The sequence below is a fragment of the Sphingomonas sp. PvP056 genome, assembly GCF_040549155.1.
Lineage (GTDB): Bacteria > Pseudomonadota > Alphaproteobacteria > Sphingomonadales > Sphingomonadaceae > Sphingomonas.
In genome coordinates this window covers 351593-378419 of sequence record NZ_JBEPST010000004.1, presented here as the reverse complement: position 1 = coordinate 378419, position 26827 = coordinate 351593, and the positions used below count along the sequence as shown (strand labels likewise).

28 protein-coding genes are annotated in these 26827 nt (G+C 65.3%); 21 read left to right on the top strand and 7 right to left on the bottom strand.

What is annotated here, in order from left to right:
- Nucleotides 1–28 precede the first annotated feature (28 nt).
- Nucleotides 29–1228: an acetyl-CoA C-acyltransferase gene (locus ABIC17_RS12325; protein WP_354282104.1), complete on the top strand. Its 1200-nt coding sequence runs from the start codon at nt 29–31 to the stop codon at nt 1226–1228.
- An 80-nt stretch (nt 1229–1308) separates the two neighbouring features.
- Nucleotides 1309–2226, top strand: a complete 918-nt coding sequence (locus tag ABIC17_RS12320) for an alpha/beta hydrolase (protein WP_354282103.1) — start codon at nt 1309–1311, stop codon at nt 2224–2226.
- Between the two features lie 109 nt (nt 2227–2335).
- Here the strand turns inward: ABIC17_RS12320 and ABIC17_RS12315 are convergent, their stop codons facing one another.
- The 5 genes from ABIC17_RS12315 to ABIC17_RS12295 form a co-directional block, all read right to left on the bottom strand.
- Nucleotides 2336–2875 (bottom strand): hypothetical protein, encoded by a 540-nt coding sequence (locus ABIC17_RS12315; protein WP_354282102.1) that lies wholly within the window; start codon nt 2873–2875, stop codon nt 2336–2338.
- Between the two features lie 449 nt (nt 2876–3324).
- Entirely contained in the window at nt 3325–3618 is a 294-nt protein-coding gene (locus tag ABIC17_RS12310; protein ID WP_354282101.1) for a hypothetical protein, read from the bottom strand.
- Between the two features lies 1 nt (nt 3619).
- Complete coding sequence (locus ABIC17_RS12305; protein WP_354282100.1) at nt 3620–3811, bottom strand: DUF6771 family protein; 192 nt, start codon at nt 3809–3811, stop codon at nt 3620–3622.
- Between the two features lie 137 nt (nt 3812–3948).
- Nucleotides 3949–4425, bottom strand: coding sequence for a GNAT family N-acetyltransferase (locus ABIC17_RS12300; protein ID WP_354282099.1), 477 nt, complete (start codon nt 4423–4425; stop codon nt 3949–3951).
- On the bottom strand, nt 4422–4925 hold the full coding sequence (locus ABIC17_RS12295; protein ID WP_354282337.1) for an SH3 domain-containing protein: 504 nt from the start codon (nt 4923–4925) through the stop codon (nt 4422–4424). The genes ABIC17_RS12300 and ABIC17_RS12295 overlap by 4 nt, the downstream gene beginning before the upstream one ends.
- Nucleotides 4926–5022: 97 nt before the next feature.
- Here ABIC17_RS12295 and ABIC17_RS12290 point away from each other — a divergent pair, with 97 nt between their 5' ends.
- On the top strand, nt 5023–6021 hold the full coding sequence (locus ABIC17_RS12290; RefSeq protein WP_354282098.1) for a 2-hydroxyacid dehydrogenase: 999 nt from the start codon (nt 5023–5025) through the stop codon (nt 6019–6021).
- Between the two features lie 7 nt (nt 6022–6028).
- Here the strand turns inward: ABIC17_RS12290 and ABIC17_RS12285 are convergent, their stop codons facing one another.
- Both ABIC17_RS12285 and uvrC read right to left on the bottom strand, forming a co-directional pair.
- Nucleotides 6029–6826: a phytanoyl-CoA dioxygenase family protein gene (locus tag ABIC17_RS12285; protein ID WP_354282097.1), complete on the bottom strand. Its 798-nt coding sequence runs from the start codon at nt 6824–6826 to the stop codon at nt 6029–6031.
- Nucleotides 6827–7139: 313 nt separating this feature from the next.
- The gene (gene uvrC / locus ABIC17_RS12280) at nt 7140–9062 is read right to left on the bottom strand and encodes an excinuclease ABC subunit UvrC (RefSeq protein WP_354282096.1); all 1923 of its coding nucleotides are present in this window, start codon (nt 9060–9062) and stop codon (nt 7140–7142) included.
- A 224-nt stretch (nt 9063–9286) separates the two neighbouring features.
- On the opposite strand from uvrC, the gene ABIC17_RS12275 reads away from it, so the two are divergent.
- From ABIC17_RS12275 to ABIC17_RS12190, 18 genes are all read left to right on the top strand, one after another.
- Nucleotides 9287–9667, top strand: a complete 381-nt coding sequence (locus ABIC17_RS12275; RefSeq protein WP_354282095.1) for a hypothetical protein — start codon at nt 9287–9289, stop codon at nt 9665–9667.
- A gap of 183 nt (nt 9668–9850) precedes the next feature.
- The gene (locus ABIC17_RS12270) at nt 9851–10825 is read left to right on the top strand and encodes an alpha/beta hydrolase (protein ID WP_354282094.1); all 975 of its coding nucleotides are present in this window, start codon (nt 9851–9853) and stop codon (nt 10823–10825) included.
- A 101-nt stretch (nt 10826–10926) separates the two neighbouring features.
- Nucleotides 10927–11724: an SGNH/GDSL hydrolase family protein gene (locus tag ABIC17_RS12265; protein WP_354282093.1), complete on the top strand. Its 798-nt coding sequence runs from the start codon at nt 10927–10929 to the stop codon at nt 11722–11724.
- A gap of 53 nt (nt 11725–11777) precedes the next feature.
- Nucleotides 11778–13355 (top strand): alpha-L-fucosidase, encoded by a 1578-nt coding sequence (locus ABIC17_RS12260; RefSeq protein WP_354282335.1) that lies wholly within the window; start codon nt 11778–11780, stop codon nt 13353–13355.
- Entirely contained in the window at nt 13352–14584 is a 1233-nt protein-coding gene (fucP, locus tag ABIC17_RS12255; RefSeq protein WP_354282092.1) for an L-fucose:H+ symporter permease, read from the top strand. Before ABIC17_RS12260 ends, fucP begins: the two co-directional genes overlap by 4 nt.
- Nucleotides 14581–15561, top strand: a complete 981-nt coding sequence (locus ABIC17_RS12250; RefSeq protein WP_354282091.1) for an aldo/keto reductase — start codon at nt 14581–14583, stop codon at nt 15559–15561. Before fucP ends, ABIC17_RS12250 begins: the two co-directional genes overlap by 4 nt.
- Complete coding sequence (locus ABIC17_RS12245; RefSeq protein ID WP_354282090.1) at nt 15558–15857, top strand: UxaA family hydrolase; 300 nt, start codon at nt 15558–15560, stop codon at nt 15855–15857. Before ABIC17_RS12250 ends, ABIC17_RS12245 begins: the two co-directional genes overlap by 4 nt.
- The gene (locus ABIC17_RS12240; protein ID WP_354282089.1) at nt 15854–17056 is read left to right on the top strand and encodes a UxaA family hydrolase; all 1203 of its coding nucleotides are present in this window, start codon (nt 15854–15856) and stop codon (nt 17054–17056) included. Before ABIC17_RS12245 ends, ABIC17_RS12240 begins: the two co-directional genes overlap by 4 nt.
- On the top strand, nt 17053–17781 hold the full coding sequence (locus tag ABIC17_RS12235; protein ID WP_354282088.1) for an SDR family oxidoreductase: 729 nt from the start codon (nt 17053–17055) through the stop codon (nt 17779–17781). Before ABIC17_RS12240 ends, ABIC17_RS12235 begins: the two co-directional genes overlap by 4 nt.
- A gap of 157 nt (nt 17782–17938) precedes the next feature.
- On the top strand, nt 17939–18781 hold the full coding sequence (locus ABIC17_RS12230; RefSeq protein ID WP_354282087.1) for a fumarylacetoacetate hydrolase family protein: 843 nt from the start codon (nt 17939–17941) through the stop codon (nt 18779–18781).
- On the top strand, nt 18781–19125 hold the full coding sequence (locus tag ABIC17_RS12225; RefSeq protein ID WP_354282086.1) for an L-rhamnose mutarotase: 345 nt from the start codon (nt 18781–18783) through the stop codon (nt 19123–19125). Before ABIC17_RS12230 ends, ABIC17_RS12225 begins: the two co-directional genes overlap by 1 nt.
- A gap of 174 nt (nt 19126–19299) precedes the next feature.
- The gene (gene lldD, locus ABIC17_RS12220; RefSeq protein ID WP_354282085.1) at nt 19300–20454 is read left to right on the top strand and encodes an FMN-dependent L-lactate dehydrogenase LldD; all 1155 of its coding nucleotides are present in this window, start codon (nt 19300–19302) and stop codon (nt 20452–20454) included.
- Nucleotides 20455–20467: 13 nt separating this feature from the next.
- On the top strand, nt 20468–22804 hold the full coding sequence (locus tag ABIC17_RS12215) for a glycoside hydrolase family 31 protein (RefSeq protein WP_354282084.1): 2337 nt from the start codon (nt 20468–20470) through the stop codon (nt 22802–22804).
- A 96-nt stretch (nt 22805–22900) separates the two neighbouring features.
- Complete coding sequence (locus ABIC17_RS12210; protein ID WP_354282083.1) at nt 22901–23680, top strand: IclR family transcriptional regulator; 780 nt, start codon at nt 22901–22903, stop codon at nt 23678–23680.
- A gap of 268 nt (nt 23681–23948) precedes the next feature.
- Entirely contained in the window at nt 23949–24113 is a 165-nt protein-coding gene (locus ABIC17_RS12205; RefSeq protein ID WP_354282082.1) for a hypothetical protein, read from the top strand.
- Nucleotides 24114–24190: 77 nt separating this feature from the next.
- A complete protein-coding gene (gmd, locus tag ABIC17_RS12200) occupies nt 24191–25228 on the top strand; it encodes a GDP-mannose 4,6-dehydratase (RefSeq protein ID WP_354282081.1) in 1038 nt (345 codons plus the stop codon).
- On the top strand, nt 25216–26097 hold the full coding sequence (locus tag ABIC17_RS12195) for a GDP-mannose 4,6-dehydratase (RefSeq protein WP_354282080.1): 882 nt from the start codon (nt 25216–25218) through the stop codon (nt 26095–26097). Before gmd ends, ABIC17_RS12195 begins: the two co-directional genes overlap by 13 nt.
- A 52-nt stretch (nt 26098–26149) precedes the next feature.
- On the top strand, nt 26150–26809 hold the full coding sequence (locus ABIC17_RS12190) for an ABC transporter ATP-binding protein (RefSeq protein WP_354282079.1): 660 nt from the start codon (nt 26150–26152) through the stop codon (nt 26807–26809).
- The last annotated feature ends 18 nt before the right edge of the window (nt 26810–26827 follow it).

The following is a 26827-nucleotide window of genomic DNA, read 5'->3' as shown; positions in this document are numbered from 1 at the left end:
GCAAATTCCCATCAGAGGTTTGATAAACATGGCCACCCGTCCTTCCGCCGACCCAGTGGTCATCGTCTCCTACGCGCGCACCCCGATGGGGTCGTTCCAGGGCGCGCTGGCCGGCGCGAGCGCGACCGAGCTCGGCGCGACCGCGGTCGGCGGCGCGGTCGAGCGCGCGGGGCTTGCCGGATCGGCGATCGAGCGGATCTACATGGGCTGCGTGCTGCCCGCCGGGCTCGGCCAGGCGCCTGCGCGCCAGGCCGCGCTCAAGGCGGGGCTGCCCGACCATGTCGAGGCGACCACGATCAACAAGATGTGCGGATCGGGGATGCAGGCGGCGATCCTCGCGGCGGATGCGCTCGCGGCGGGCTCGGCCGACCTGATCGTCGCAGGGGGCATGGAGAGTATGACCAACGCGCCCTATCTCTCGATGCGCCACCGTGGCGGCGCGCGGATCGGGCATGATGTGTTGAAAGACCATATGTTCCTCGACGGGCTCGAGGATGCGTATGAGCCCGGCAAGCTGATGGGCAATTTCGCCGAGGACAGCGCCGCGGCGTACCAGTTCACCCGCGCCCAGATGGACGATTACGCGATCGAATCGCTCCACCGGGCGCAGCGCGCGCAGAGCTCGGGCGCGTTCGACCGCGAGATCGTCCCCGTCGAGATCGCCGGGCGCAAGGGGCCGACCACGGTCAGCCTCGACGAGCAACCCGCCAAGGGCGACGTCGCCAAGATCCCGACGCTCAAGCCCGCTTTCTCGAAGGACGGCACGATCACCGCGGCCAACGCCTCGTCGATCTCGGACGGGGCCGCCGCGCTGGTGATGACGCGCGCGTCGGTCGCGGAGAAGTTCGGCCTCACCCCGCTCGCGCGGATCGTCGCGCATGGCGCGCACGCACATGCGCCGTCGCTGTTCACCACCGCACCGGTGTTCGCGATGCGCAAGACACTCGAACGCGCGGGCTGGTCGGCGGGCGACGTCGACCTGTTCGAAGTCAACGAAGCCTTCGCGGTCGTCGCGATGATCGCGATGCGCGACCTCGACATCGCGCACGACCGGATCAACGTGCATGGCGGCGCCTGCGCGCTCGGCCACCCGATCGGCGCGAGCGGCGCGCGGATCCTCGCGACGTTGCTGTCGGCGCTGGAGACGCGCGGCGGCAAGCGTGGGCTTGCATCGCTGTGCATCGGCGGCGGCGAAGCGACCGCGGTCGCGGTGGAGTTGATGGCGTAACCGAGAACACCCCCCACGGCGTCGCGCTCCCCGCGCGCACGGTTCCGGCCCCGCGCTCGATCTCGCCCGAGGCGCGCGCGATGCTGGAACGCGCAGTGCGCGCCGACGGGGTGCCGCTCAACGCGCTTCACGTCCTGCCCGACCCGGCGGACCATGCCGCCTGGGCGGACCTCAAGACCGCCGCCGACGCGGGCTATGCGGTCGCGATGGAGGGAATCGCCGGGAGCCTGCGCTCGACCGTCGAGACGATCACGGTCGGCGCGGCGCGAGTGCATGTCGCGACGCCCGAGGGCGCATTCGACGCCAGGCGCGCCTATATCGACCTGCACGGCGGCGCGCTCGTCTTCGGCGGGGGCGGCGCGTGCCGCACCGGCGCGCGGATGCACGCTGACCAGCATCAGGTGCGCTGCTACGGCGTCGATTATCGCACGCCCCCCGAACACCCCTTCCCCGCCGCGCTCGACGATTGCGTCGCAACCTACGCCCACGTCCTCGCGCACCACGCCCCCGCCGACGTGGTGATCGGGGGACGCTCGGCGGGCGGCAATCTCGCGGTGGCGATGCTGCTGCGCGCACGTGCCGAAGGCTTGCCGACGCCCGCCGGGCTGGTGCTGCTGTCGCCGCAAGCGGACCTGACCGAATCCGGCGACAGTTTCGCGGTCAACCGGCTGCTCGACGTCGTGCTGCCGGGGTCCCTCGCCGCGACCAACCTGCTGTATGCGAACGGCACCGACCTGCGTGATCCTTTGGTGTCGCCGCTGTTCGGGGAACTTGGCGGACTGCCGCCGACCTTCCTGCAATCGGGCACGCGCGACCTGTTCCTGTCGACCACCGTCCGGCTGCACCGGGCGCTGCGCCGCGCTGGGGTGGCGGCCGAGCTGCATGTGTTCGAGGCGATGCCGCATGGCGGGTTCGGCGGCGGGACGCCGGAGGATGACGAGTTGCGGGCGGAGGTTACGGAGTTTGTTGCTGGGCGGTGGGGCGGGACAACGAGATGAATGGTAGAGCCGGGAGGATCGACTAAAATCCCGTAACCACTTAAAAACAAGTATTTCGAGTTCACGACTTTTGTATTAGCTGGCGCAAGAGCAAAGCGAGGTTGCTCGACTAAGACACAGTTGCCATCCCGACAAAATGCGGAGGCTGTCCGTCGCGCCGCGCCTGAATTAGCTTATCTAACGCCTCTGCTCGGCGCTTGTCCGGATCACTACGAACGTCGGCGAGCCAATTACGAACGCCAGTTTCCACAGCGCCCATGAGTCCGCCAATGGTGACTATAAACGCGGTTTCTTGAAGACCGGCCGGATTTCGAGAAATGCAGAATTCTGCTGTCACCCCGCTTTTATCTGGTGGGGTGAAAATCACGCGGTCAAAGCCATGCTCGCCTCTGGTAAACCCAGTGCTCTCGTGGATCATTGCATTTCTTACGATGTAAACGACTGCGCCGTCGAACGACACTCTCGGCGAGGTGAAGTGTGGCAAAACCCACTCATCATACCATCGCTGGTATCGCTTGCGAGAATGCACCGCTTGCCCCCAAAACTCCACGGCACCACAGGCATCTGGAAGCATCAAGACTGAGGCAACTACTGGATACCATATGCCACAATCAAAGGTTGCTCTTATCTCGTCGAGTATAGGTTCCATGCCACCGCTCCTAAATTGGCCAAGGTTAATGTGCGTCAAATCCCTTGCGGCAAAAAATTGCTAGAGATTTTCGAGAGGGCAACCAGACAAATCTGAGCGTCCTATTGCCCCCATATCCTTACCCTGCCCAGCTACTTTTATGACTCGTCTAACGCGACCTGCGTTATTGCGCGCGGTTCTCCATCTCTGCGTAGCCTGTCATAGTAGCTAGGTCCCAGCACAGCCCAACCACAGCCTTGCCGATGCCCTGCATCTCAAGTTGTAGCTCGTGGAAAAGCAAAATCGGAGGAATCACTCTGGGTGCGCCGCATTGCACCTGCTGTCAGAGCACTTGCGTGCGCACTCGACTGCACCAGGAGTTGAGCCCAACATTTCTTCATTTCTTCATTCTAAGGCCGACGGACGACTCTCCATTTGCATGGGGCCATTCATTCAAACCGTTCGCCCCCTCACCCTCGCAACCGCCGCTGCAGCCGTTTCCACGCCCCCTCGTCCGCGCCCCAGCCCGGAAACGTCGGCGGCAGCAACGTCGGCCGGATCCGCACCGGTCGCCCCCCGCATTGCGAGCAGCGCAGGAACCCCGGCAGATTGTCGACCGCGGCGTTCAACCGCTTGAGGAAGCACCACCGCGCGAACCGATCGCGGTGCACCACGCCCTTGTGCGCGCACGATCCGCAGACGCAGCCGACGTTCATCTGGTGCCGCGTGAAATCGAACAGCGTGCGGAATCTTACGTTGCCCACGTCAAAGCGGCAGCGCCATCTGGCGCGGGTCGCGATCGCCGGGGAAACCCTCGAGCGCACACACGATCGTGCGCGCCAGTTCGGCGGCGGCGGCTTCGCGGATGCGTTCGCTCGGGGCGGTCAATCCGACTCGGGCGAAGCCGCTGCTGGTCAGGAGGGCGTGGGCGATCAGGGCGCAATCTGGCTGGGTCATGGCCTCTATGTTCACCATCTGTTCCGATTCGTCCAGCGCGATTTTAGCGAAGAGCGATGGTCAGCAGGCTGTAAGCAGGCGCAATTCCCCCGGCGCGACGGGGCGGCAGAGATGGGACGCCTTCCGCGCCCGCAAAGCTACGCTGACGCGGCAAGATCCTTGGTAAAATACTGCGCGAACACCGTATCGTGATAATCCCCGAACGGCGCGCACTCCACGAAACCGGCCCGCCGATACAGCGCATGCGCGGCAGCAAACGGCGCGTTGGAGCCCGTCTCGAGACTCAGCCGCCGATACCCGCGCGCGCGCGCCTCGGCGACCAGATGATCGAGCAGCACCCCCGCCACCCCGCGCCGCAGTTGCGCGGGCGCGGTGCGCATCGATTTGACCTCGCCCCAGGCCGGATCGAGCTGCTTGAGCGCGCCCATCCCCAGCAACAAGTCGTCCTCCCACGCGGTCCACACCGTCACCGACGGATCGCGCAGCCCGCTCGCATCGAGCGCGAACACGCTTCCCGGCGGGCTGTTCTCGAACGCGGCGCGTAAGTGCAGGTCGAGCAGGTCGAGCACGTCCGGATGCGTCAGATCGTCGCGCCGGATCGTCCAGCCCTTCACGGCAGCGTTTCGCCCGCTTCCGCACCCCACATCCGCAACTGTTCGACGAACCCGCCGCGCCCCTGGACGTCGAAATAGCACCAGCCGCCCGAACATTTGCTCAGCCGTCCAACCACCCCCGGTGCCGCGCGCCAGACGATCCGCGCGTCGCTATCCGGGCTGTCGCGCAATTCGGCGACCTGCCCGGTGATCATCCCGGTCCGCCGCTCGCTGAGCAGGCCGCTCATCATCCACCCCTGCGTGCCGCTCGGGTCCTCGACCTTGTACCATTGGCCGTGCTCGAACACGGCGACGACTTTGACCGGGAGATCGGCGCGCTGGTACAGCCAGCTGACCGGATAGGATCGCGCCGGCCCCGTGCGCATCCGCGCCTTCTTGGCACCGACCGAGGCGTAGAACGGCGCCTTGCGGTTGGCCATAGCGGCAATCGCGGGCGCGAACGCTGCCGCGGCCATGCTCGTCGCCCCGATCAGCAGCGCAAGCCGCGCCGCGATCGGCATCTTCTGGTGTCGTAGCGTCATGTCCCCGCTTATCGCGTTTTGGCGCGCGGCTTCAACACCCGTTGACGCCGCGCAGGCCCTCCGCCAAGCCAGCGGCATGGCAGAGACGAGACGTGTCCCCAACCCGCGCGTGGCGGTGACCCGCGAATTGCCCGACGCGGTGATGCTGCGGATGGAGCAACTGTTCGACGCGAGCATCCACCGCGGTGCCACCGCGCTGACCCGCGCCGAGCTTGCCGCCGCGATGGCCGATTGCGACGTGCTGGTCCCGACCGTGACCGACGAGATCGACGCCGCGCTGATCGAGGGTGCCGGGCCACGATTGAAGCTGATCGCTAATTTCGGCGCGGGCGTGAACCACATCGCGCTGAAAGCCGCGCGGGCACGCGGCATTCTCGTCACCAACACGCCCGGCGTGCTGACCGAGGATACCGCCGACCTGACGATGGCGCTGCTTCTCTCGGTCCCGCGGCGGCTGGCGGAGGGCGAGAAGCTGGTGCGCTCGGGCGCGTGGCAGGGCTGGACTCCCGGCGGGATGCTCGGCCACCGCATCGGCGGCAAGGCGCTCGGCATCCTCGGCATGGGGCGGATCGGCCAGGCGGTGGCGCGGCGCGCGAGGGCGTTCGGCCTGTCGATCCATTACCACAACCGCCACCGGCTGCCCAAGGTGGTCGAGGCCGAGTTGCAGGCGCAATGGCACCCCAATCTCGACGAGATGCTCGGCGCGATCGACCTGCTGACGATCCACACCCCGCGCAATGCGGACAGCGAGGGGCTGATCGACGCCGACCGGATCGCGCTGCTCCGCCCCCACGTCTATGTCATCAACACCTCGCGCGGCGGGATCGTCGACGAGGATGCGCTGGTCGACGCGTTGGAGAACGGACGGCTGGCGGGTGCCGGCCTCGACGTGTGGCAACATGAGCCGCGGATCGATCCGCGGCTGCTCGCGCTTCCCAATGTCGTGATGACCCCGCACATGGGCTCCGCGACGTTCGAGGGACGGCTTGCGACGGGCGAGAAGGTCATCACCAACATTCGGATGTGGGCCGACGGTCACCGCCCGCCGGATCAGGTGCTCGAAGGCTGGGCCTGAGCGTTTATTACGCGCTCGAAGCGGGTACGAACCGCCACGGGAATGGCAGATTCCGGCGCCATAATGCCGCATTCTGCTGTCGTGGCGACAGTGTTTCGACGAGTTTGGCGACGTCGCGCGCCGACAAACCCGACCGATCGCAGAAATACGGCCGCTGCGGCACCCGCGCGAAGTAGCTGTAAAACAAGGCCGCCCGGTCGCGCCCGGTCGCCGGCTTGCCGCGATGGAAGAAGCGCGCGGTGTCAGCGACGACGACCGTCCCCGCCGCCCCCTCGCAACTGATTGGATGAACGCCCAAAATGCGCCCGCTGTCGTCCTTCTCGTCGGCATCGTCGAGGTAAAACCGGTCGTCCGGCACAGTCGCCTCGACCGGCAGCAACTGGAACGGCCCGCTGTCCGCATCGACATCGGTCAGATACACCGCCAGCTTGATCATCCGCCGGTCTTCCCGGTCTCGATGCCATTTCCGCGTCGAGACCGCGCGCCCGTCCGCCAAGGTATATTGCAGGTTCACGCCGTCATAGGCGACCGGCAGCCCGACATACGCTTCCGCCAGATCGAGCAGCGCGGGATGCAATCCCAACCGGTAGATTGCTGGTCTTGCGGCGATTTCCGCGGGCGGCACGCGGAGAAACGCACTGCCCGTACGCCCCTGCTCCCGCAGTCGGTCCCTCCACAGCGCGGTCAATTGCGACGCTTCGGCGAACGCTTCATCCGCCCCCTCCAGCGCGAGCGACGACAGACGGGTCTGGACCACACCGCGCTCTTCCAGGCCGCGCGCCATCTCCGCGATCGCATCGGACATGGCGGGTAACCGAGTGCGATGCTGGTCACGCGCGTGCTCGTAGCGCCGATGGCGAAGGGCGTGAATCGTGCGGGTCTGCACCAGACCGGCGGCAACACGCCACGGCACAGATCCGGCTCTTCGTTTTATCCCTAGCAAAACGCTCATCATTGTACGCCTTACACGCGCGGCCCCGACGAACGGAGACACGCTCGCGGTACCAGCCTGGATGCAAAGGTCCCTATGCGCGCAAACGCGGACCCTGCCTATCGTTCTCCATTCCCCTAGTCCGAATTGTTGCTGGAACGTTTCCAGCGTGCGGCGGCGCAGGCCGTCACCGGGTATGGAAAAAGTCGTACAGTTGCTGCGCCACTGCCGCGCTGACGCCCGGCGCACGTTGCAGATCCGCCAGACTGGCGTTGCGCACCGCCCGCGCGGTGCCGAAGTGCATCAGCAACGCCTTCTTGCGCGCAGGGCCGATGCCCGGCACGTCGTCGAGCGGCGATGCGCCGATCGCCTTGGCACGTTTCGCCCGGTGCGCGCCGATCGCAAAGCGGTGAACCTCGTCGCGCAAGCGTTGCAGGTAGAACAGCACCGGCGCGTTGACCGGCAACTGGAACTCGCGTCCGTCGAGCATGTGGAACACTTCGCGGCCATCGCGGCCGTGGTGCGGCCCCTTGGCGATCCCGACGAGACACACGTCCTCGATCCCCAGTTCCTCGAGCACGCCCTTCACCGCATTGAGCTGCCCACGCCCGCCGTCGATCAGCACCAGATCGGGCCAGTCGCCCGAATCCCGATCGGGATCGTCCGCCTGCGCCCGCGCGAACCGACGCCCGAACACTTCGCGCATCATACCGAAATCGTCGCCCGGGATCGTATCGGGGTTCTTGATGTTGAACTTGCGATACTGCCCCTTGCGGAACCCCTCGGGCCCCGCGACGACCATTGCGCCAAGCGCGTTGGTCCCCTGGATATGACTGTTATCATAGACTTCGATTCGATCGGGCGGTTCGGGCAAGTCGAACAGCTCGGCCACTTCGCGCAGCAATTTGGCCTGCGTCGTGCTCTCAGCAAGCCGCCGGTCGAGCGCTTCCTCGGCGTTGCGCTTGGCCTGTTCGAGCAACTGCCGCCGCGACCCGCGCTGCGGCATCGACAGCGCGACCTTGAACCCGGCTTGCGCGCCCAACGCCTCGCCGAGCAACGCGGCTTCGTCGAGCTCCCGGTCGAGCAGGATCGTCCGCGGCGGCGGAACCTCCTCGTAGAATTGCGCGAGGAAGCCCGAGAAGATCTCGTCCTCCGGAACGTCGGCGGTGTGCGCAGGGAAGAAGCTGCGATGTCCCCAATTCTGTCCGCCCCGGATGAAGAACGCCTGGATCCCGATCACGCCGTTCTTGCACGCCATCGCGAAGATGTCCGCGTCACCAAGCCCTTCCGCGTTGATCGCCTGGCTACCCTGGATGAACGTCAACGCACGCAGCCGGTCACGGATGATCGCGGCCAGTTCGAAGTCCATATTCTCCGCGGCGACCTGCATCTGCGCGCCGAGCTTGGCCTGCACCTCGGTCGACTTGCCGCCGAGGAACGCTTTCGCGTCCGCGACGAGTTCGGCATAACCCGCTTCGTCGATCCGCCCGACGCACGGCGCCGAGCATCGCTTGATCTGGTACAACAGGCAGGGCCGGTCGCGGTTCTTGAAGAAGCCGTCGGTACAGCTTCGCAACAGGAACAGCTTCTGCAACGCATTCAGCGTGTTGTTGACCGAGCCCGCGCTAGCGAACGGGCCGTAGTAATTGCCCTTGGCGCGCCGTGCGCCGCGATGCTTCTGGATTCGCGGATAGGCATGATCGGCGCGCAGCAGGATGAACGGGAAGCTCTTATCGTCGCGCAACAGCACGTTGTACGCCGGTCGATAGCGCTTGATCAGCTGCGCCTCGAGCAGCAGCGCCTCGGCCTCGTTGTTGGTCGTGACGATCATCATCGATCGGGTCTGCGCGACCATCCGCTGGAGTCGCTTCGAGAGGCGATCGACCTGCGTATAGTTGGTGACGCGGTTCTTTAGCGCGCGCGCCTTGCCGACATACAGCACGTCGCCGCGCGCATCGAGCATACGGTACACGCCTGGACGGATCGGCAGCGTTGCCAGCACGTTGCGGATCGCGGCGACCCCCGTCTCGATATCGGGCGCGTCGCTGCCGCGGACGGTGAAGGTGGCCTTGTCTTCGTGGAAGCGGGTCGGGGCATTGGGATCGGACATCGCGTACGATCTAGGGGTTCGTGCCGGTGGATACCACGGGTTCGTTCACCTTCTTGCCGATATGCATGGCACGCGCAGCCAAGCGTCAGTGCGCGTCCGATCGGGATCGGGACTCCAACCGACGGACTGATCCTTATCAGTGAGAATGCAAGCAACTGGCGCGGACATTAAGCACGCTACCCGGCGTTTCATCGCTCGCCAATACGGCAAGTCGGAGATGGAATATGGCCCTGAAATTCGCCGGAACGATGAATGCGATCAATCGCGGTCTTGATACGACCAAGGCGACCAAGGGCGCCGACATGATCGAGGATTGGGAAGCCGCGCTCGCGGATGTCGAGACATCGGGTGCCAAGGGCATTCTTCGCGATCTCGGATCGCTCCGCAAGCAGCTCGAGCGCGACGAACCCGATGCGGATCGCGTCCATGCGCTGCTCCACCGTCTGGGCGCCGCAACGACCAAGATCGCCGACAAGGCCGATGCGCAGCAGGAAAAGCTGAAGGCATTGGGCGAGGCGCTGACCGAAGCCGGCGAAGACTCGCCCGACGAGGAAGAAGATACCGTCGCGGCCGCAGCCCCCAAGCGCGCGCGCAAGAAGGCCTGATTGGTTTTCACCGGCGGTTCCGCCGATGTGAAACGGCAGAAAGCCCGTCGTCTCGACAGAGACGGCGGGCTTTTCGCTGTCAGCGATGGTCATCCCGCATCACGGCAGCGGCCGTGCCGTTGCATCCATTCGACAATCTGCTCCGGCTGACGGTACACCGACATTTCAACGAAGGGGACCGAGATGCCGACGACCGACCCAACCCGCCGCACGCTCCTAGCCGGAGGCGCCGCGCTCTATACGCTCGCTGCCGCGCCGCTCGCGGCCCAATCGTCCCGCGACGAAATCGTGCCGCTCTGGCCAAAAACGATTCCCGGCGATCGGAAAAGCGCGATCAAGCCCAGTGTCGAGGAACGCAGCAAGGATCCGCGCCACCCCGACCGCTGGCTGCGCGGCATTGCGCGTCCGGCGCTTGTGGTGAAGCGCGCCGCCAAGCCCAATGGCGCGGCGGTGCTGGTGATCCCCGGCGGGGGTTATGGCTTCCTGTCCTACGACAATGAAGGTCTGGAGCAGGCGGCGTGGCTCAATGCGCGCGGCATTACGGCGTTCATCCTGCAATACCGCCTCCCCGCCGAAGGCTGGGGCGATCGCGCGCTGGTACCGTTGCAGGATGCGCAACGTGCGATGCGGACGATCCGCGCGGACGCTGCCCGGTTCGGCGTCGATCCTGCGCGGATCGCAGTACTCGGCTTTTCGGCGGGCGGGCATCTCGCGGGATCGCTCGCCACGCGGCACGGCGAAACCGCTTACGCGCCGATGGACGCGATCGATGGCCAGTCGGCACGGCCCGATTATGCCGGCCTGATCTATCCCGTCGTCAGCCTGGAAGCCCCGTTCACCCACGGCGGGTCGCGCGACGCCTTGCTCGGCACCGACGCGCCCGTCCCGCTGCGCCACGCCGCTTCGGTCGAAACACGCGTCACCAGTGACACGCCGCCGATCTTCCTCGCGCATGCCGCGGACGACGATCTGGTCCCGGTCGCGAACAGCATCGCGATGTTCGGCGCGATGAAAGCAGCCGCGCGACCGGCCGAACTGCATGTGTTCGAAGCCGGCGGACACGGCTTTGGGACGCGCCTCCCCGCGAGCAAGCCTGCGTCGGTTTGGCCCGCGTTATTTACCGCTTTCGGCACCAGCAAGGGCGTGTTCCCCACCTGAACGGACCTTCCGCCAGCAAAAGTAGCTGTTCATATATAAATCATCGCTTTATAGCTGCACGAAATAGCCCGGTTCGCGGTGCACTTCTGGAGGGGATCGAGATGCGAGGATACGCAACGCTAGCCGGATTGCTGCTGGGTCTGGCTTCGGTCACCGCCCAGGCGCAGACCATCGTACCGGGCGATCCCCACGCGGGTGATCCGGTCGGCATCGTGTCCGATCCGTGCGTCACGCATCCTGCTCCGGACGCCAAGGTCAGCTACCAGATGTTCAATCTCCATATGCTCACCCGAGATTTCGGGCAGCTGTGCCGCTACGCCGCCGACAACCGCGCGCTTGCCGCGCAGAAGGTCCGGGTCGTGTTCATGGGGGATTCGATCACCGACAACTGGATCCACGCCGATGCGAATCTCTTCTCCAACGGCGTGGTCGATCGCGGCATCAGCGGGCAGACCACCCCGCAAATGCTGGTCCGCTTCCGCGCCGATGTGATCGCGCTGAAACCGCGGGCGGTCCACATCATGGCGGGCACCAACGACATTGCGGGCAACACCGGCGCGGCGACGCTCGAGACGGTTGAGGGCAATATCCAAACGATGGCCGAACTGGCGCGCGCGCACGGGATCAAGGTGATCCTCGCCTCGGTCCCGCCCGCCGCTTCCTTCCCGTGGAGCCCGGACAAGCGCCCGGTGCCGCAGATCGCCGCGCTCAACGCCTGGCTGCAGAGCTACGCCAAGGCGAACGGCTTCACCTACGTCGATTACCACGCCGCACTCGCCACCCCCGAGGGCGCGATGAAGCCGGGCTATGCCAGCGACGGCGTCCATCCGACCCCGCAAGGCTATGCCGTGATGCGCCCGCTTGCGCTGGCAGCGATCGCCAGAGCGGTTGCCAAGTGACCCCAGCCGCGCTCACGCGCCGGTCGATCCTCGCGGGGCTCGCCGCGACGCCGATGGCGCATGCGGCGCTCGCGAAAAGCCCGATGGGAATGACGCGCGGGCCGGTCGAGGCCAACTGGCCGTCGCTCGTTTCCAACTATCGCTACCCCGACTGGTTTCGCGACGCGAAGCTCGGGATCTGGTCGCATTGGGGGCCGCAATCGGTCCCCGAACGCGGCGACTGGTACGGGCGCTTCATGTATATGCAGGGGCATCCGGTCTACGACCATCACGTCAAGACCTATGGCCATCCGACCGTCGCGGGGATGAAGGACGTCCAGAACCGCTGGACCGCCGACCGCTGGGACCCGGACGCGCTGATCGCGCGCTACAAGAAGGTCGGCGCGCGCTATTTCATGGCGCTGGCGAACCACCACGACAATCTCGATTGCTATGACAGCCGCTATCACGCGTGGAATTCGCTGCGCGTCGGCCCAAAGCGCGACATCGTCGGTACGTGGGAAAAGGCAGCGCGCAAGGCCGGGCTCAAGTTCGGCGTGTCCAACCATTCCGCGCACAGCTGGCACTGGTATCAGACCGCCTACGGCTACGACCAGACCGGCCCGCGCAAGGGCGAACGCTATGACGCGTTCCGGCTGCGCAAGGCCGACGGCAAGGGCCAGTGGTGGGACGGGCTCGACCCGCAGGAACTCTACACCGGCGGCCATGCGGTGATGCCCGACGGGATCGACACGATTCCGGCGATGAACGCGTGGCACGAAAAGAATGACGGCCAGTGGATCGAGACCGGCCCGACCGACGATCCGCGCTATGTCACAAAGTGGCTGCTCCGCCAGACCGACCTGATCGACAAGTACAAGCCCGACCTCGTCTATTTCGACGATTACGGGCTGCCGTTCGGCCCGATCGGGCTCCAGGCGGCGGCGGACTATTACAATCGCTCGATTGGCTGGTCGGGCAAGATCGACGTTGCGCTGTTCGCCAAGCAGTTGAAACCCAACGAACGGCTCGGCGTGGTGCAGGATGTCGAGCGCGGCTTCAGCGATCATCTGTGGGAAGAACCGTGGCAGACCGACACCTGCCTCGGCGACTGGTTCTACAACGTCGCTCGGCTCAACGACAAAAGCTACAGCTCGGCGGAAAAGGTGGTCCAGCGGCTCGCCGACGTGGTGTCGAAGAACGGCAATCTGCTGCTGTCGGTGCCGCAGCCCGGCCACGGCGCGATTGACGGCGAGGAAGAGAAGATCCTCGACCAGATGGGCGAGTGGACAGCGACCAATGGCGAGGCGATCTTCGGGTCGCGGCCATGGCGCATCTTCGGCGAAGGGCCGACCAGGCTCCAGTCGGGGATGCAGAACGAAGCGGGCGCGGGCGATTTCACACCGCGTGACGTGCGCTTCACCACCAACAAGGGGGCACTGTACGTGCTGTTCCTCGGCTGGCCCAGCGGCACCGCGACGGTGCCCTCCTTGGCGGCCGGTCGTGCGCGTGGCGAAATCGAACGTGCGACGCTGCTCGGCGGCGGGTCGGTCCGCTATCGCCGCGATGCGGCGGGCCTGCATATCGATTTCCCGCCCAAACCTGCTGGCGGGTTCGTCCCCGTAATCCGGCTCGATGGAGGTCTCGCATGAACCGGACGGAAACCACACGCGCATCGCTGACGCTGCCGATCATCCTGATCGTCGCCTTGTTCTTCCTGTGGGGCGTCGCGAACAACCTCAACGACGTGCTGATCTCGCACTTCAAGGGCCTGTTCAGCCTCGGCGATTTCGGCGCGGGGCTGGTGCAATCGGCCTTTTACCTCGGGTACTTCTGCCTCGCCATTCCGGCGGCTTTGTTCATGCGCTCCTATGGCTACCGCGCGGCGGTGCTGCTCGGGCTGATCCTCTACGGCGCGGGCGCGCTCTTGTTCTGGCCCGCTGCGAGCGCGCTCAGCTATCCCGCGTTCCTCGCCGCGCTGTTCATCATCGCGAGCGGCCTTGCCTTTCTGGAGACGTCGGCAAACCCCTTGATCGCGCGGCTCGGCAGCCCCGAGACGGCGTCGCGCCGGCTGAATTTCGCCCAGGCGTTCAACCCGCTCGGGTCGATCAGCGGCGTGCTCGTCGGGCGTGCCTTCATCCTGTCGGACAGCACCACCGCACAGCTCGACCGCACCCAGGCGGCGGCTGCGGTACAGATGCCCTATCTGTTCATCGGGATCGGCGTGCTGATCTGGGCCGTGCTGACCCGCCTCGCGAAATTCCCGGCGATCGCGACCCAGCCCGATGTCGAGGAAGGCGTAGGTGCCGCATCGGACTTCGCCTGGCTGTTGCGCTCGCCACGCTTCCTGATGGGGGTGCTCGCGCAGTTCTTCTACGTCGGCGCGCAGGTCGGCGTGTGGAGCTTCCTGATCCGCTATGTCGAGACGGTGTTGCCCGGCACCCCCGCCACCACGGCGGCGGGCTATCTCACCGCGTCGCTGATCGCGTTCATGGCGGGACGGTTCGTCGGCGTTGCGCTGATGGGACGGGTCCGCCCGCTCCCGCTCCTGTCGATCTTCGCTACCGCGGCAGCCATCCTGTGCGCAGTCGCTGGCGTCGTCGGCGGCATGACGGGCGTCCTGGCGCTTGTCGCAAGCAGCTTCTTCATGTCGATCCTGTACCCGACGATCTTCGCCGAAGCCGTCAACGGGCTGGGCCCGCGCACCAAGGCCGGATCGGCCTTGCTGGTGATGGCGATCGTCGGCGGGGCGGTGTTCCCTGCGGTAATGGGCCTGGTATCCGACGCCGGCGGATCGATCGTGCAGGCGATGCTTGTCCCTGCCGCATGCTTCCTCGTCGTCCTGGCGTTCGGAGTGTTTCATATGCGGAGGCCTGCATGATCACCCTCCCCCCGATCGGCATGGGCTGCGCCGGGATCGGCAATCTTTACCGCAGAGTCGACGATGCGGTCGCGACCGAGACCGTCGCCGCCGCGCTCGCGGTCGGCATTCGGTACTTCGACGTGGCCCCGCATTACGGCTTCGGCCTCGCCGAAACGCGGCTCGGCGCGGCGCTGGCCGAGCATGACTCCGCCGGGCACGCGTTGGTGTCGACCAAGGTCGGGCGCTTGCTCGAACCGACCGACAGCACCGCGACCGAACGCCACGGCTTCGTCGACGCGCCCGCGCTGGAGCCGGTGTTCGACTATACCCACGACGGCGTGCTGCGCAGCCACGCCGCAAGCCTCGCCCGGTTGCAGCGGGATCGCGTCGACATCCTGTTCGCGCACGATCTCGGCGTCGAAACCCATGGCGAGGATGCCGCGCGCCACATGGCGGCGTTTCTCGACGGCGGCTATCCCGCGCTGCGCGGCTTGCGCGACGCAGGCGACATCGCGGCGATCGGGATCGGCGTCAACGAAATCGCGGTCTGCCATAAGGTGCTCGATTCCGCCGATATCGACCTGATCCTGCTCGCCGGGCGTTACACGCTGCTCGAGCAGGATGATGCGCGCGCACTGTTCGAACGCTGCGCGCGGGTCGGCACGCGGATCGTCGTCGGCGGGCCGTACAATAGCGGGATCCTGGTCGAGGGCAGCAAGAGCGACAGCCATTTCAACTATGCCCCGCCCCCGCCGCACATCGTCGCGCGCGTCGCCGCGCTGGAGGCGGCGTGCGCTGAATTCGACGTGCCGCTCCCCGCCGCCGCGCTGCAGTTCCCATGCCGCAACCCGGTGGTCGCCAGCACGATCCCCGGCCTGGTCGGGCGCGAACAGGTCGAGGCGACGCTGCGCTTTGCCGAATGGCCGGTCCCCGACGCCTTGTGGGACCGCCTGACTTCTTCCCTTTCCCCCGTATCGGACGTCTTCGCTTCATGACCGCCATCCTGCTTCATCCCGACGACAATATCCTCGTCGTCACCGCCGCGATCGCGCCCGGCGACGCGGTCCCGATCGATGGTGCCGCGGTCATCGTCCCGATGGCGGTGCAGGTCGGTCACAAGATCGCACGCCGGGCGCTGAGCCTCGGCGAGACCGTCATCAAATACGGCGCCCCGATCGGATCGATGACCGCCCCCGCAGCCGCCGGCGACCACGTCCATCTGCACAATATGAAGAGCGACTATATCGCGTCGCACATGCGCGACACGCTCGAACGGAGGAGCGAGTCATGATTTCAGCCTGGTCCCGCAGCGACGGTCGCAAGGGCATCCGCAACGTCGTCGCGGTCGCCTATCTGGTCGAATGCGCGCACCATGTCGCGCGCCGGATCGTCGACAAGAGCGACGATCCCGACATCCAGTTGATCGGCTTCCCCGGCTGTTACCCCAACAGCTATGCCGACAAGGTGATGAAGGCGATCGCGACGCATCCCAATGTCGGCGGGCTCGTCATCATCTCGCTCGGCTGCGAGAGCTTCAACCGCGAGGGCCTCGCCGCCGCGGTCGCCGCCAGCGGTCGCCCGGTCGAGACGCTGGTGATCCAGCAGAACGGCGGCACCGCCTCGACCATCGCCGCGGGGCTCGCCGCGGTCGCGCGGGTCAAGGCGATCGCCGACGCCGGTCCGCGCATCCCGATGGCGCCGAGCGAACTCGTCATCGGCACGATCTGCGGCGGGTCGGACGGGACCAGCGGGATCACCGCCAACCCCGCGGTCGGTCGCGCGTTCGACCGGTTCGTCGCGGAAGGTGCGACCTGCATCTTCGAAGAAACCGGCGAACTCGTCGGCTGCGAGGCGATCATGTCCGACCGCGCGATCACCCCCGAACTCGGCGCGGAACTGATCGCAAGCGTCGAGAAGGCCGAACGCTATTACACGATCCTCGGCTTCGGCAGCTTCGCCCCCGGCAATGCCGAGGGTGGCCTGACGACGCAGGAAGAAAAGTCCATGGGCGCCTATTCCAAATCGGGCAGCTCGCCGATCTCGGGCATCGTCAAGCCCGGCGACGTGCCCCCGTCCCCCGGCCTCTACATGCTCGACGTCGTGCCCGACGGCGAGCCGCGCTTCGGCTTCCCCAACATCTCGGACAACGCCGAGATCGTCGAACTGATCGCGTGCGGTGCACATATCAACCTGTTTACGACCGGGCGTGGGTCGGTCGTCGGTTCCGCGATTTCACCTGTCATAAAAATCTGCGCAAATCCCGAGACCGCACGGCGACTGGCAGAGGATATGGACATCAACGCCGGACGGATTCTCGAAGGTGCGGCGACGATCGAAGAGGTCGGCACCGAAATCTACACCAGGACGCTCGCCGTCGCCGCGGGCGAACGCAGCGTGTCCGAGGCACTCGGCCACCAGGAGTTCATCTTGACCTACAAAAGCTTCGATCCCGTCGGCCCCGCCTGCCTGCCGCGGAGACAGGCGGCATGAGCGGGCGGCTGAACGGCAAGACCGTGTTCGTCACCGCCGCCGGCCAAGGCATCGGTCGCGCCAGCGCCGAACTGTTCCTGGCAGAGGGCGCGAAAGTCATCGCGACCGATATCGATGCCACCAAGCTGGAAGGCCTCGCCTGCGAGACCTTCGCGCTCGACGTCCGCGATGCCGCTGCGGTCGCCGCACTTCCTGGGCGTACCGGCCCGGTCGACGTGCTGATGAACAGCGCGGGTGTCGTCCACAACGGCACGATCCTCGACTGCGACGAGGACAGCTGGGCGTTCGCTAACGACCTCAACGTCACCGCGATGTACCGCACGATCCGCGCCTATCTCCCCCTGATGCTGGATCGTGGCGCGGGGAGCATCGTCAACGTCGCGTCGATCGCAAGTTCGGTGAAGGGCATCCCCAACCGCTTCGCTTACGGCACGACCAAGGCGGCAGTGATCGGGCTGACCAAGTCGGTCGCGGCGGATTTCGTCGCGCGCGGGGTGCGCTGCAACGCGATCTGCCCCGGAACGGTCGATTCCCCCTCGCTCCAGCAACGGCTGCGCGATACCGGGGATTATGACCAGGCCCGCAAGGATTTCACCGCGCGACAGCCAATGGGACGGCTCGGCCGCCCCGAAGAAGTCGCCGCGCTTGCGCTGTACCTCGCCAGCGACGAATCCGCGTTCACGACGGGCCAGGCGCACATCATCGACGGCGGCTGGATCAACTAAGGTTTTCGTCTCGCCCCCCTCTCCCCCCTATCGTCATCCCCGCGAAGGCGGGGATCCATACTGGCTACCGTGGGAAAGACGTGCCGAGGCCAGCCAGTATGGTTTCCCGCCTCCGCGGGAATGACGGAATTTTGGATCACACCCCAGGAGTTTCCCCATGAAGTTAGTCCGTTACGGCACCCCAGGCGAAGAACGCCCCGGCCTGATCGACGCCAACGGCACGCTGCGCGACCTGTCGGGTGAAATCCCCGACGTGATCGGCGCGACGCTGTCGCCCGACGTCCTCGCCGATCTCGCGAAGCTGGACCCCGAGACGCTCCCGCCGGTCGAGGGCAATCCGCGCTACGGGGCGTGCGTCGGACAGGTCGGCAAGTTCCTGTGCATCGGCCTTAACTATTCCGACCACGCCGCCGAAACCGGCGCGACCGTGCCGCCCGAGCCGGTGCTGTTCACCAAAGCCACCAGCGCGATCATCGGCCCGAACGACACCGTCCGCATCCCGCGCGGATCGACCAAGACCGACTGGGAAGTTGAGCTCGGCATCGTCATCGGCACCGCCGCCAAATATGTCTCGGAGGCAGACGCCCCCGCGCACATCGCTGGCTATTGCGTGATCAACGACGTGTCCGAGCGCGAATATCAGCTCGAACGCCACGGCACCTGGGACAAGGGCAAGGGCTGCGACACGTTCGGCCCGCTCGGGCCGTGGCTGGTCACGCCCGACGAGGTCGGCGATGCGGGCGCGCTGCATATGTGGCTCGAGGTCAACGGCCATCGCTATCAGGACGGCACCACCGCGACGATGGTCTACAAGCCCGCCTTCCTCATCAGCTACCTCAGCCAGTTCATGACGCTCCACCCCGGCGACGTGATCACGACGGGCACGCCCCCCGGCGTCGGCATGGGCCAGAAGCCGCCGGTCTTCCTCAAGGCGGGCGACGTGATGACGCTCGGGATCGAAAAGCTCGGCGAACAGCGCCAGGAGGTCGCGGCGGACTGATGCAACAGGTCCTGCTGCTCGACCTCAAAGACGATCCCGCCGGGATCGCCGAGTACGAACGCTGGCACGCGGCGGGCAACGTGCCCGCCGCGGTGACGGCGAGCATCCGCCGCGCCGGCATCCGCGACATGCGGATCTTCCGCGCGGGCACCCGACTGGTGATGCTGATGGAGACGGGGCCGGACTACGACCCCGCCGCCAAGGCCGCGAGCGATGCCGCCGATCCGGATGTGGTGGCGTGGGAACGGCTGATGGACCGTTTCCAGCAAGCGATCCCCGGCGCGATTCCGGGGACAAAATGGACCGAGACGACGCAGATCTACGCACTGAGCGCGCAAGACTGAGCGGTGATGGTCACGCTCGCCAGACCCACCGCGAGCGCGCACAGTGTCCCCTATCACGCTTGCCCGAATCGTATTGGCGCTTGCGCCAGTGAAGTGATTGCCCATAGGTGAACACAAGGTACTGGGGCGGACAGGCGTCACCTGCCGAAGCGCAGGATCGGACGGGGGAGAAGAATGGCAAAAGCCGCAGCAGTGCTGGACTATCGAGCCCGCGCGCGCCGGCGTCTTCCGCCGTTCCTGTTCGAATATCTCGACGGCGGTTCCTACGCCGAAGTCACGTTGCGCCGGAATGTCGCCGTGCTCGAACAATTGGCCTTGCGTCAGCGGGTTCTGACCGACGTGTCGTCGATCGATCTCACCACCCGCATCTTCGGCACGGAGCAGGCTTTGCCCGTCATGCTCGCACCGATCGGCCTTGCGGGCATGAACGCACGTCGTGGCGAGGTGCAGGCGGTCCGCGCCGCCAATGCCGCCGGCGTTCCATTCTGCCTGTCGACCGTCAGCGTCTGTCCACTCGCCGAAGTCGCGGCCGCAGCCACTGCGCCCTTCTGGTTTCAATTGTACATGATCCGCGACCGCGGACTGGTGCGTGCGCTGCTTGACGAAGCCCAGGCGCTGGGGTGCTCGGCACTGGTGTTTACGGTCGACATGCCCGTCCCCGGCGCACGCTATCGCGATTACCGGTCGGGTCTCGCGGGTGCGCCGGGTCTGCGCGGAACCGTTCGCAGGATCGGCCAGGCATTGACCCGCCCAGAGTGGGCAATCGATGTCGGCCTTCGGGGCAACCCGCACCATCTCGGGAACATCGCCCCCGCACTCGGCGACAAGTCCGGGCTCGAGGATTTCCTCGGATGGATGCGGACCAACTTCGATTCGAGCGTCACCTGGCGCGATCTCGACTTCATTCGGTCGCATTGGAAGGGGCCATTGATCATCAAGGGGATTCTCGACCCCGACGACGCACGCGCCGCGGCACAGACCGGCGCGGACGGGATTGTCGTGTCCAATCACGGCGGACGGCAACTCGATGGTGTCCCCGCCACCGCCGATGCGCTTCCCCCGATCGTCGACGCGGTCGGCGATGCGCTCACGATCCTGGTGGACGGCGGCGTGCGCTCCGGACTGGACGTCGTGAAGCTGCTCGCGCTCGGCGCGCACGGCGTGCTGCTCGGTCGGGCATGGGCCTATGCGCTTGCGGCGGATGGCGAGGCGGGTGTCGCCCATGTGCTGCGCCTGATCGAAGCCGAGATGCGCGTCGCGATGGCGCTATGCGGCCGAACCCGAATTTCCGACATCGACCAGTCGATGCTCGTGTCCAACATTCTCTAACAGGGGGCCCGTTATGATCGCCGCAGCAATATCCAAACACAAACTCGCACGCTGGACCGGCGTGGCCGCGATAGCCTTGCTGCCCGTCGCCGCGGCACAGGCCGAGCCGATGGCGACGGTCGATCGCAACGGCAGCCTCGTCGCGATCGAACCCTATGCCCCCAACATCGTGCGCGTCACGATCGCCGTCGACCGCGCGTTGGCCGATGCCGCCCCCGGCCCCGGCCCCAACGCCAAGGCAAACGCCGCCGGCTGGACCCACCGCACCGATCCGTCGGGGGACGTGTTCGCGTCCTCCGCCCTGTCGCTGACAGTGGCGGCGCAGCCGTGGCCGAAGGCGCCGTCGCAGATGGAACGCTATTTCGCGCCGTCCCTCCCCCCGGTCGCGATCACCATCAACGGCGCAGACGGCCACGTCATCACCCGCATGAATGGCTGGGAAATGGCCCCGCACACGGTATCGGGCGAAAAGACGTTCAGGGTGGGCGCGAGCTTCGCCGCCCCCCTCGACGAGCATTATTATGGGCTCGGCCAAAATCAGGAAGGCAAGCTCGACCTGCGCGGCCGCACGATCGACTGCCGCCACAATTACGATGCGCCCGCGGGCGAGACAGTCTGCGTCCCCTTCCTCGTCACCAACAAGGGGTACGGGATCGTCTGGGACAATCCCTCGACTACGACGGTCTCGCCTGGATTGCACAACAGCACGCACTGGCAATCCGAAGTCGGGGAACGCGTGTCGTTCTTCGTCATCACCGGCGACACCACCGACGCGCTGTACGCCGGCTATGCCTCCCTTACTGGCAAGACCCCGCTCCCGCCCAAGTCCGCGTTCGGTCTTATCCAGAGCAAGGCGCGCTACGAAAGCCAGGCCGAACTACTGAGCATCGCCGACGGATATCGCAGTCGCGGCTATCCGCTCGACACGATGGTGCTCGACTGGTTCTACTGGACCCGGATGGGGCAGCTCGACATCGACCGCACTTATTTCCCCGACCCAGCGGGGATGAACGCCAAGCTCAAGGGCATGGGGATGCGCAGCATCATCAGCGTCTGGCCGCGGTTCGAGAAAGAGTCCCGCTACTATAACATGCTTTCGGCCAAGGGCTGGCTGCTGCATGACGCCGACGGCAGCGTTGTCGACGGTCTGCCAGTCCGTGCGGACCGCGCGGGCGCACTGCTCGACAGCACCAATCCCGAGGCGCGGACGTGGTTCTGGGAACGCATCCGCGACAATATCGCATCGCAGGGCTTCGACTATTTCTGGCTCGACGAGACCGAACCGGATCTCGTCCCCGATGGCCATCAGTTCGCGATCGGGTCGGGTGATCGGTACCATAACGTCTTCCCGCTGGTGCATACCGCCAGCGTTGCGGAAGGATCCGCAAAGGATCGCCCGGACCTGCGCAACCTGATCCTGTGCCGCGCGGCCTATCTCGGCACGCAGCGGAACGGCTGCCTGTTCTGGTCGTCCGACGTCCAGGCGACGTGGGAAGTGTTGCGGCGGCAGGTGCCGACCGGGCTCAACTTCACCGCATCGGGCATGGCCTATTGGAGCAGCGACACCGGCGGCTGGCAATATCCATCCGGCCCAAAGGCGCTGAACCCCGTCCTGCTCGATCCTGCAGGCGCGACCGCGATGGGCGGAAACTATCCGGATTATCCCGAACTGTTCGTCCGCTGGTTCCAGTACAACACGTTCACCCCCACGCTGCGCATCCACGGCCAGCGTCCGGCAACCGCGATCTGGGAATATGGCAAGGCAGCGGAGCCCGTTCTCGCGCAATATCTGAAGCTGCGCTACGCGTTGATGCCCTACCTCTACGCAATGGGCCACCAGACCGCGGAAACCGGCGCGCCGTTCATGCGCGCGCTGTTCATGGATTTCCCGAACGATCCCAAGGTCAGCGACATGGGCGACGAATATATGTTCGGCCCCGCCTTCCTCGTCGCGCCCGTGACCGACCAGGGCGCAACCACGCGCCCGGTGTATCTGCCCGCAGGGACCGACTGGTACGACTACTGGACCAACGAACGCCACACCGGCGGTCAGACGATCACCGCCGCCGCGCCGATCGACAAGATCCCGTTGTTCGTCCGCGCCGGGTCGATCATCCCGATGGGCGTTCAGGTCCCAAGCACCGCGACGCGCCAGAAACTCGACAGCATTCGCGTGTACCCCGGTCGTTCGACCAGCTTCACAGTGTATGACGACGACGGCGTGAGCACGCGCAAGACCGGTACCAGCGCGGTCCTGCGGTGGGACGACGGCACCAAGCGCCTGACCGCGTCAGGCAAATTGCCGACCGGGCAGGACCCGGCCACGCTGGTCAAGGTGATGGCCCGCTGATCGACGGCGGGCGATGGCGCGCCTTGTGCGCTTTCGCCCGCCCCGGCTAAGGTTGCCCCCAACCGGAATCCAGGCGGATCCACAACGGGGGAAGCAATGGACGATCACGACGCAGACGATCGCCGCTACAAGGCGCCCGCGCTCGAAAAGGGACTGGATATCCTCGAGTTGCTGGCAGATGCGAGCGACGCGATGCCTTTCTCCGCGATCGCGGACCAACTCGACAGATCGCGCGGCGAACTGCACCGGATGGTCCAGGTGCTCCAGTTCCGCGGCTATATCGAACAGGATGCGGGGTCCGAAGGCTATCGCCTGACGGATCGGCTGTTTTCGCTCGGCATGCGCCAGCCACGAACGCGCAACCTCGTCGAGATCGCCCTTCCCGTCATGCGCCAGCTCGTCCAGGAAACCGGCGAATCGTGTCATCTCGCCTTCCACAGCCGCGGCGAGATGGTCGTCGTGGCGCGGGTCGAATCCGGCGAACAGCTCGGATTCTCGGTCCGCGTCGGCTATCGCCGCCCGCTTGCCTCGACCGCTTCGGGGATCGTGCTGTACGCATTCCAGGATCAGGCGGTCCGCCGGCATTGGGAAACGCTGTTCGATCCCCCGCTGGACGTTACGACCCTCGCGGCATTCCGGTCGCACGCCGAGGTCGTACGGACTGCAGGCGTGGTGCAAATCCCGAGCCCGCTGATTTCGGGCGTGACTGACATATCCGCCCCCGTACTGCGGGGGGAATTTGCAGCGGCTGCGCTGACCGTCCCTTTCCTTGCGCGACGGCAGCCGGTTCATACCGCCCGTGACGTCGCCGCGATGGTGGTGAACGCGGCAGGGCAGATCGCTGGCCAGCTGGTCCAGGGTGACGATCGCCTTTGAGACGAAACCGGCGCACCGTCGGTGCGCCGTCTTTCGCTCCGTCTCGGTGCCGCCCGTCCGCCCTTGGCCGACATTTCCGCCGGTGGACCGCTGCTGGCGACCCAAATAGCAAACAAACCGTTGCTGATTGAGGCGATACCACGGCGAGTTTTCAGCTCGCGCTTGCAAGGCACGCGTTTCAGCGGGTTGATCGCAGGTGCGCGTTATTAGCCGTCAAGCGCAAGGCTTACACTTGAGCCAGTAGGCTTAGTCGTACGACGAAGCCGTCATGAACGACCTCTTGAACAAGACTGGGTTGCAGCAAACGTGCGATACCGCCTATCATGGCGCACTACTCAACACATTTGGCCATCGCCATTCAAGCCTTGCGCTCAGCTTCCAGCAATTTTCAGAGCCCTGCGTGGGAACCCTGTCAGATTTAATAAAATTTTGACCGTATGCGGCAGAGTCTCTGGTTATCCCCCCATTACGGCACTATTGGCCGAAACCACATTATCTGAGGTGAGAAAAATGTCGAAGACCGCGATCGTTACCGGAATCAGCGGCCAGGATGGCGCATATCTGGCAGAGAATCTGCTCGGCCGCGGCTATACCGTCTACGGCACGTATCGTCGGACGAGCTCGGTCAATTTCTGGCGGATCGATGAGCTCGGCATCACCAACCATCCTCAGCTCAAGCTCGTCGAATATGATCTAACGGACATGGGGTCGGCGATCCGGCTGATCGAATCCTCCGAGGCTACCGAGGTCTACAACCTTGCCGCGCAGAGCTTCGTCGGCGTCTCGTTCGATCAGCCGATCACCACCGGACAGATCACGGGGCTTGGTGCGGCCTATCTTCTCGAGGCGATCCGCACCGTCAATCGCGACATCCGCTTCTACCAGGCGTCGACGTCCGAAATGTTCGGCAAGGTCCAGGCGATCCCGCAGACTGAAGACACCCCATTCTATCCGCGCAGCCCTTATGGCGTGGCCAAGCTCTATGCTCATTGGTTGACGGTCAACTATCGCGAGAGCTTCGGCATCTTTGGCACGAGCGGCATTCTGTTCAATCACGAATCACCGCTGCGCGGGCGTGAGTTCGTAACGCGCAAGATCACCGACACCGTCGCGAAGATCGCGCAGGGCAAGGCGGAAATGCTCGAACTCGGCAATCTCGATGCCAAGCGCGACTGGGGCTACGCCAAGGATTATGTCGAAGGCATGCGGCTGATGCTCCAGCACGATGTCGCCGACACCTATGTGCTCGCCACCAACCGCACCGAGCCAGTCCGCCGCTTCGTCGAACTGGCATTCGCGCATGTGGGGATCGAGCTCGACTGGTCGGGCAAGGAAGAAAACGAGACGGGAACCGACCGCAAGACCGGCAAGACGCTCGTACGCGTCAATCCCGCGTTCTACCGCCCTGCCGAAGTGGATCTGCTGATTGGCGACCCGGGCAAGGCACAGCGTGAACTCGGCTGGACCCCGACGGTCAAGCTTGAGGAACTCGCCCAGTTGATGATGGAAGCCGACATGCGCCGTAACACGGCGGGGTGGTCCTTCTGATGCGGGTCGCGCTGACCGGAGCGACCGGCTTTACCGGTCGCTTCGTGTCGTCCGCTTTGGAGCAGGCCGGCGCGACGCCGGTCGCGCTGCAGGTTGACCTGCGCGACCGCGACGCTGTCGTCGCCGCAGTCGATGCGCTCGAGTTCGACCGGGTGATCCATCTGGCCGGCCATGCCTTTGTCGACGCGCGCGACTGGCAGGCCTTTTATACGGTCAACCAGCTTGGCACGCTCAATCTGCTCGATGCGGTCGCGCAGAAGCGACCCGGTGCACGCTGCATCCTCGCATCGAGCGCGCAGGTGTATGGTCCCAAGGCCGAAGGGCTGATTGCCGAAAGCGCACCGACCAACCCGGTCAACCATTATGCGATCAGCAAGCGCGCGATGGAACTCGGCGCGGACCTGTGGCGCGACCAGCTCGACATCGTCGTAACCCGACCCTTCAACTACACCGGGATCGGCCAGGATACGCAATATCTGATCCCCAAGATCGTCGATCATTTCCGCCGCAAGGCCGATGTGATCGAGCTTGGCAACACATGGGTTCGGCGCGACTTTGGTGACGTACGCTCGGTGGCCGAGGCCTATTGTGGCCTGGCGCTGGCGGACGACGTGCCGCCGGTGGTCAACATCGCAACCGGCGCGGTTTCGTCGATTGGTGACTTGCTGGAGCAGTTGCATGCGATCAGCGGCCATCGACTGGAGGTGCAGGTCAATCCGGCATTCGTACGCAAGGGCGACGTGGAAGTCCTTGGGGGAGATGCAACGCTGTTGCGCGCTGCACTACCGACGTGGCAACCGCGTGCGATTAGCGATACGCTGACGTGGATGTATGAGGCGGGTGACAACGGATCGCCGGTAATTGCTTGAGAATGGGGTAGCGCACCCTACATCTCCGTCTAACACAAAGTAGTTTCGTAGCATGATTTCCTTCGAGAATGTTTCCAAGAGCTACCACATCCGTAAATTCCGCAAGGATGTGCTGGACGACCTCAATTTTGAGATTTCGACAGGATGCAGCCTTGGCATCTGCGGGGCCAACGGTGCGGGCAAATCCACGCTGATGCGGCTTATTTCGGGGGTTGAAGCGCCGACTGCGGGGCGGATCATGCGGACGGTCAGCTGTTCGTGGCCAATTGGCTATTCAAGCTGTTTCCAGTCGACCCTCACCGGTGCAGACAACGCCCGCTTCATTGCTCGGATCTATAGCAAAGACATCCAGCAATTGCTGGATTACGTTGAGGATTTTGCGCAACTCGGAGCGTATTTCCATCAACCGATCTACAGCTACTCGGCGGGTATGATGGCGCGGCTGGCGTTCGGGATCTCGTTGGCGATCGACTTCGACTGTTATCTTGTGGACGAGGTGACCGCGGCGGGCGACGATCGCTTCCGTCAGCGCTGCGAAGATGCGCTTCATCACCGTCGCGCTGCCGGAACCTTGCTGATGATCAGCCATGATCCCGGAACGCTCCGCGCTTATTGTGAACGGGGAGCCGTGCTGCAGCAAGGCCGACTGGATTTCTACGATACCATTGATGAGGCAATCGCAGTTCACATGCACAACCAGGCTGCGCACTGATCGGGTAACATATCAAAG

What these genes read in the sequence shown, in the direction of transcription:
- ABIC17_RS12305 (WP_354282100.1), bottom strand. Translation starts at nt 3,811, where the DNA reads ATGACCCAGCCAGATTGCGCCCTGATCGCCCACGCCCTCCTGACCAGC.
- ABIC17_RS12260 (WP_354282335.1), top strand. Translation starts at nt 11,778, where the DNA reads ATGGCGCATGCGGCGCTCGCGAAAAGCCCGATGGGAATGACGCGCGGG.
- ABIC17_RS12235 (WP_354282088.1), top strand. Translation starts at nt 17,053, where the DNA reads ATGAGCGGGCGGCTGAACGGCAAGACCGTGTTCGTCACCGCCGCCGGC.
- ABIC17_RS12315 (WP_354282102.1), bottom strand. Translation starts at nt 2,875, where the DNA reads ATGGAACCTATACTCGACGAGATAAGAGCAACCTTTGATTGTGGCATA.
- ABIC17_RS12205 (WP_354282082.1), top strand. Translation starts at nt 23,949, where the DNA reads ATGAACGACCTCTTGAACAAGACTGGGTTGCAGCAAACGTGCGATACC.
- ABIC17_RS12270 (WP_354282094.1), top strand. Translation starts at nt 9,851, where the DNA reads ATGCCGACGACCGACCCAACCCGCCGCACGCTCCTAGCCGGAGGCGCC.
- ABIC17_RS12295 (WP_354282337.1), bottom strand. Translation starts at nt 4,925, where the DNA reads ATGCCGATCGCGGCGCGGCTTGCGCTGCTGATCGGGGCGACGAGCATG.
- uvrC (WP_354282096.1), bottom strand. Translation starts at nt 9,062, where the DNA reads ATGTCCGATCCCAATGCCCCGACCCGCTTCCACGAAGACAAGGCCACC.
- ABIC17_RS12290 (WP_354282098.1), top strand. Translation starts at nt 5,023, where the DNA reads ATGGCAGAGACGAGACGTGTCCCCAACCCGCGCGTGGCGGTGACCCGC.
- ABIC17_RS12325 (WP_354282104.1), top strand. Translation starts at nt 29, where the DNA reads ATGGCCACCCGTCCTTCCGCCGACCCAGTGGTCATCGTCTCCTACGCG.
- ABIC17_RS12225 (WP_354282086.1), top strand. Translation starts at nt 18,781, where the DNA reads ATGCAACAGGTCCTGCTGCTCGACCTCAAAGACGATCCCGCCGGGATC.
- lldD (WP_354282085.1), top strand. Translation starts at nt 19,300, where the DNA reads ATGGCAAAAGCCGCAGCAGTGCTGGACTATCGAGCCCGCGCGCGCCGG.
- ABIC17_RS12245 (WP_354282090.1), top strand. Translation starts at nt 15,558, where the DNA reads ATGACCGCCATCCTGCTTCATCCCGACGACAATATCCTCGTCGTCACC.
- ABIC17_RS12320 (WP_354282103.1), top strand. Translation starts at nt 1,309, where the DNA reads ATGCTGGAACGCGCAGTGCGCGCCGACGGGGTGCCGCTCAACGCGCTT.
- ABIC17_RS12215 (WP_354282084.1), top strand. Translation starts at nt 20,468, where the DNA reads ATGATCGCCGCAGCAATATCCAAACACAAACTCGCACGCTGGACCGGC.
- ABIC17_RS12275 (WP_354282095.1), top strand. Translation starts at nt 9,287, where the DNA reads ATGGCCCTGAAATTCGCCGGAACGATGAATGCGATCAATCGCGGTCTT.
- ABIC17_RS12285 (WP_354282097.1), bottom strand. Translation starts at nt 6,826, where the DNA reads ATGTCCGATGCGATCGCGGAGATGGCGCGCGGCCTGGAAGAGCGCGGT.
- ABIC17_RS12190 (WP_354282079.1), top strand. Translation starts at nt 26,150, where the DNA reads ATGATTTCCTTCGAGAATGTTTCCAAGAGCTACCACATCCGTAAATTC.
- ABIC17_RS12240 (WP_354282089.1), top strand. Translation starts at nt 15,854, where the DNA reads ATGATTTCAGCCTGGTCCCGCAGCGACGGTCGCAAGGGCATCCGCAAC.
- ABIC17_RS12250 (WP_354282091.1), top strand. Translation starts at nt 14,581, where the DNA reads ATGATCACCCTCCCCCCGATCGGCATGGGCTGCGCCGGGATCGGCAAT.
- gmd (WP_354282081.1), top strand. Translation starts at nt 24,191, where the DNA reads ATGTCGAAGACCGCGATCGTTACCGGAATCAGCGGCCAGGATGGCGCA.
- ABIC17_RS12210 (WP_354282083.1), top strand. Translation starts at nt 22,901, where the DNA reads ATGGACGATCACGACGCAGACGATCGCCGCTACAAGGCGCCCGCGCTC.
- ABIC17_RS12230 (WP_354282087.1), top strand. Translation starts at nt 17,939, where the DNA reads ATGAAGTTAGTCCGTTACGGCACCCCAGGCGAAGAACGCCCCGGCCTG.
- ABIC17_RS12265 (WP_354282093.1), top strand. Translation starts at nt 10,927, where the DNA reads ATGCGAGGATACGCAACGCTAGCCGGATTGCTGCTGGGTCTGGCTTCG.
- fucP (WP_354282092.1), top strand. Translation starts at nt 13,352, where the DNA reads ATGAACCGGACGGAAACCACACGCGCATCGCTGACGCTGCCGATCATC.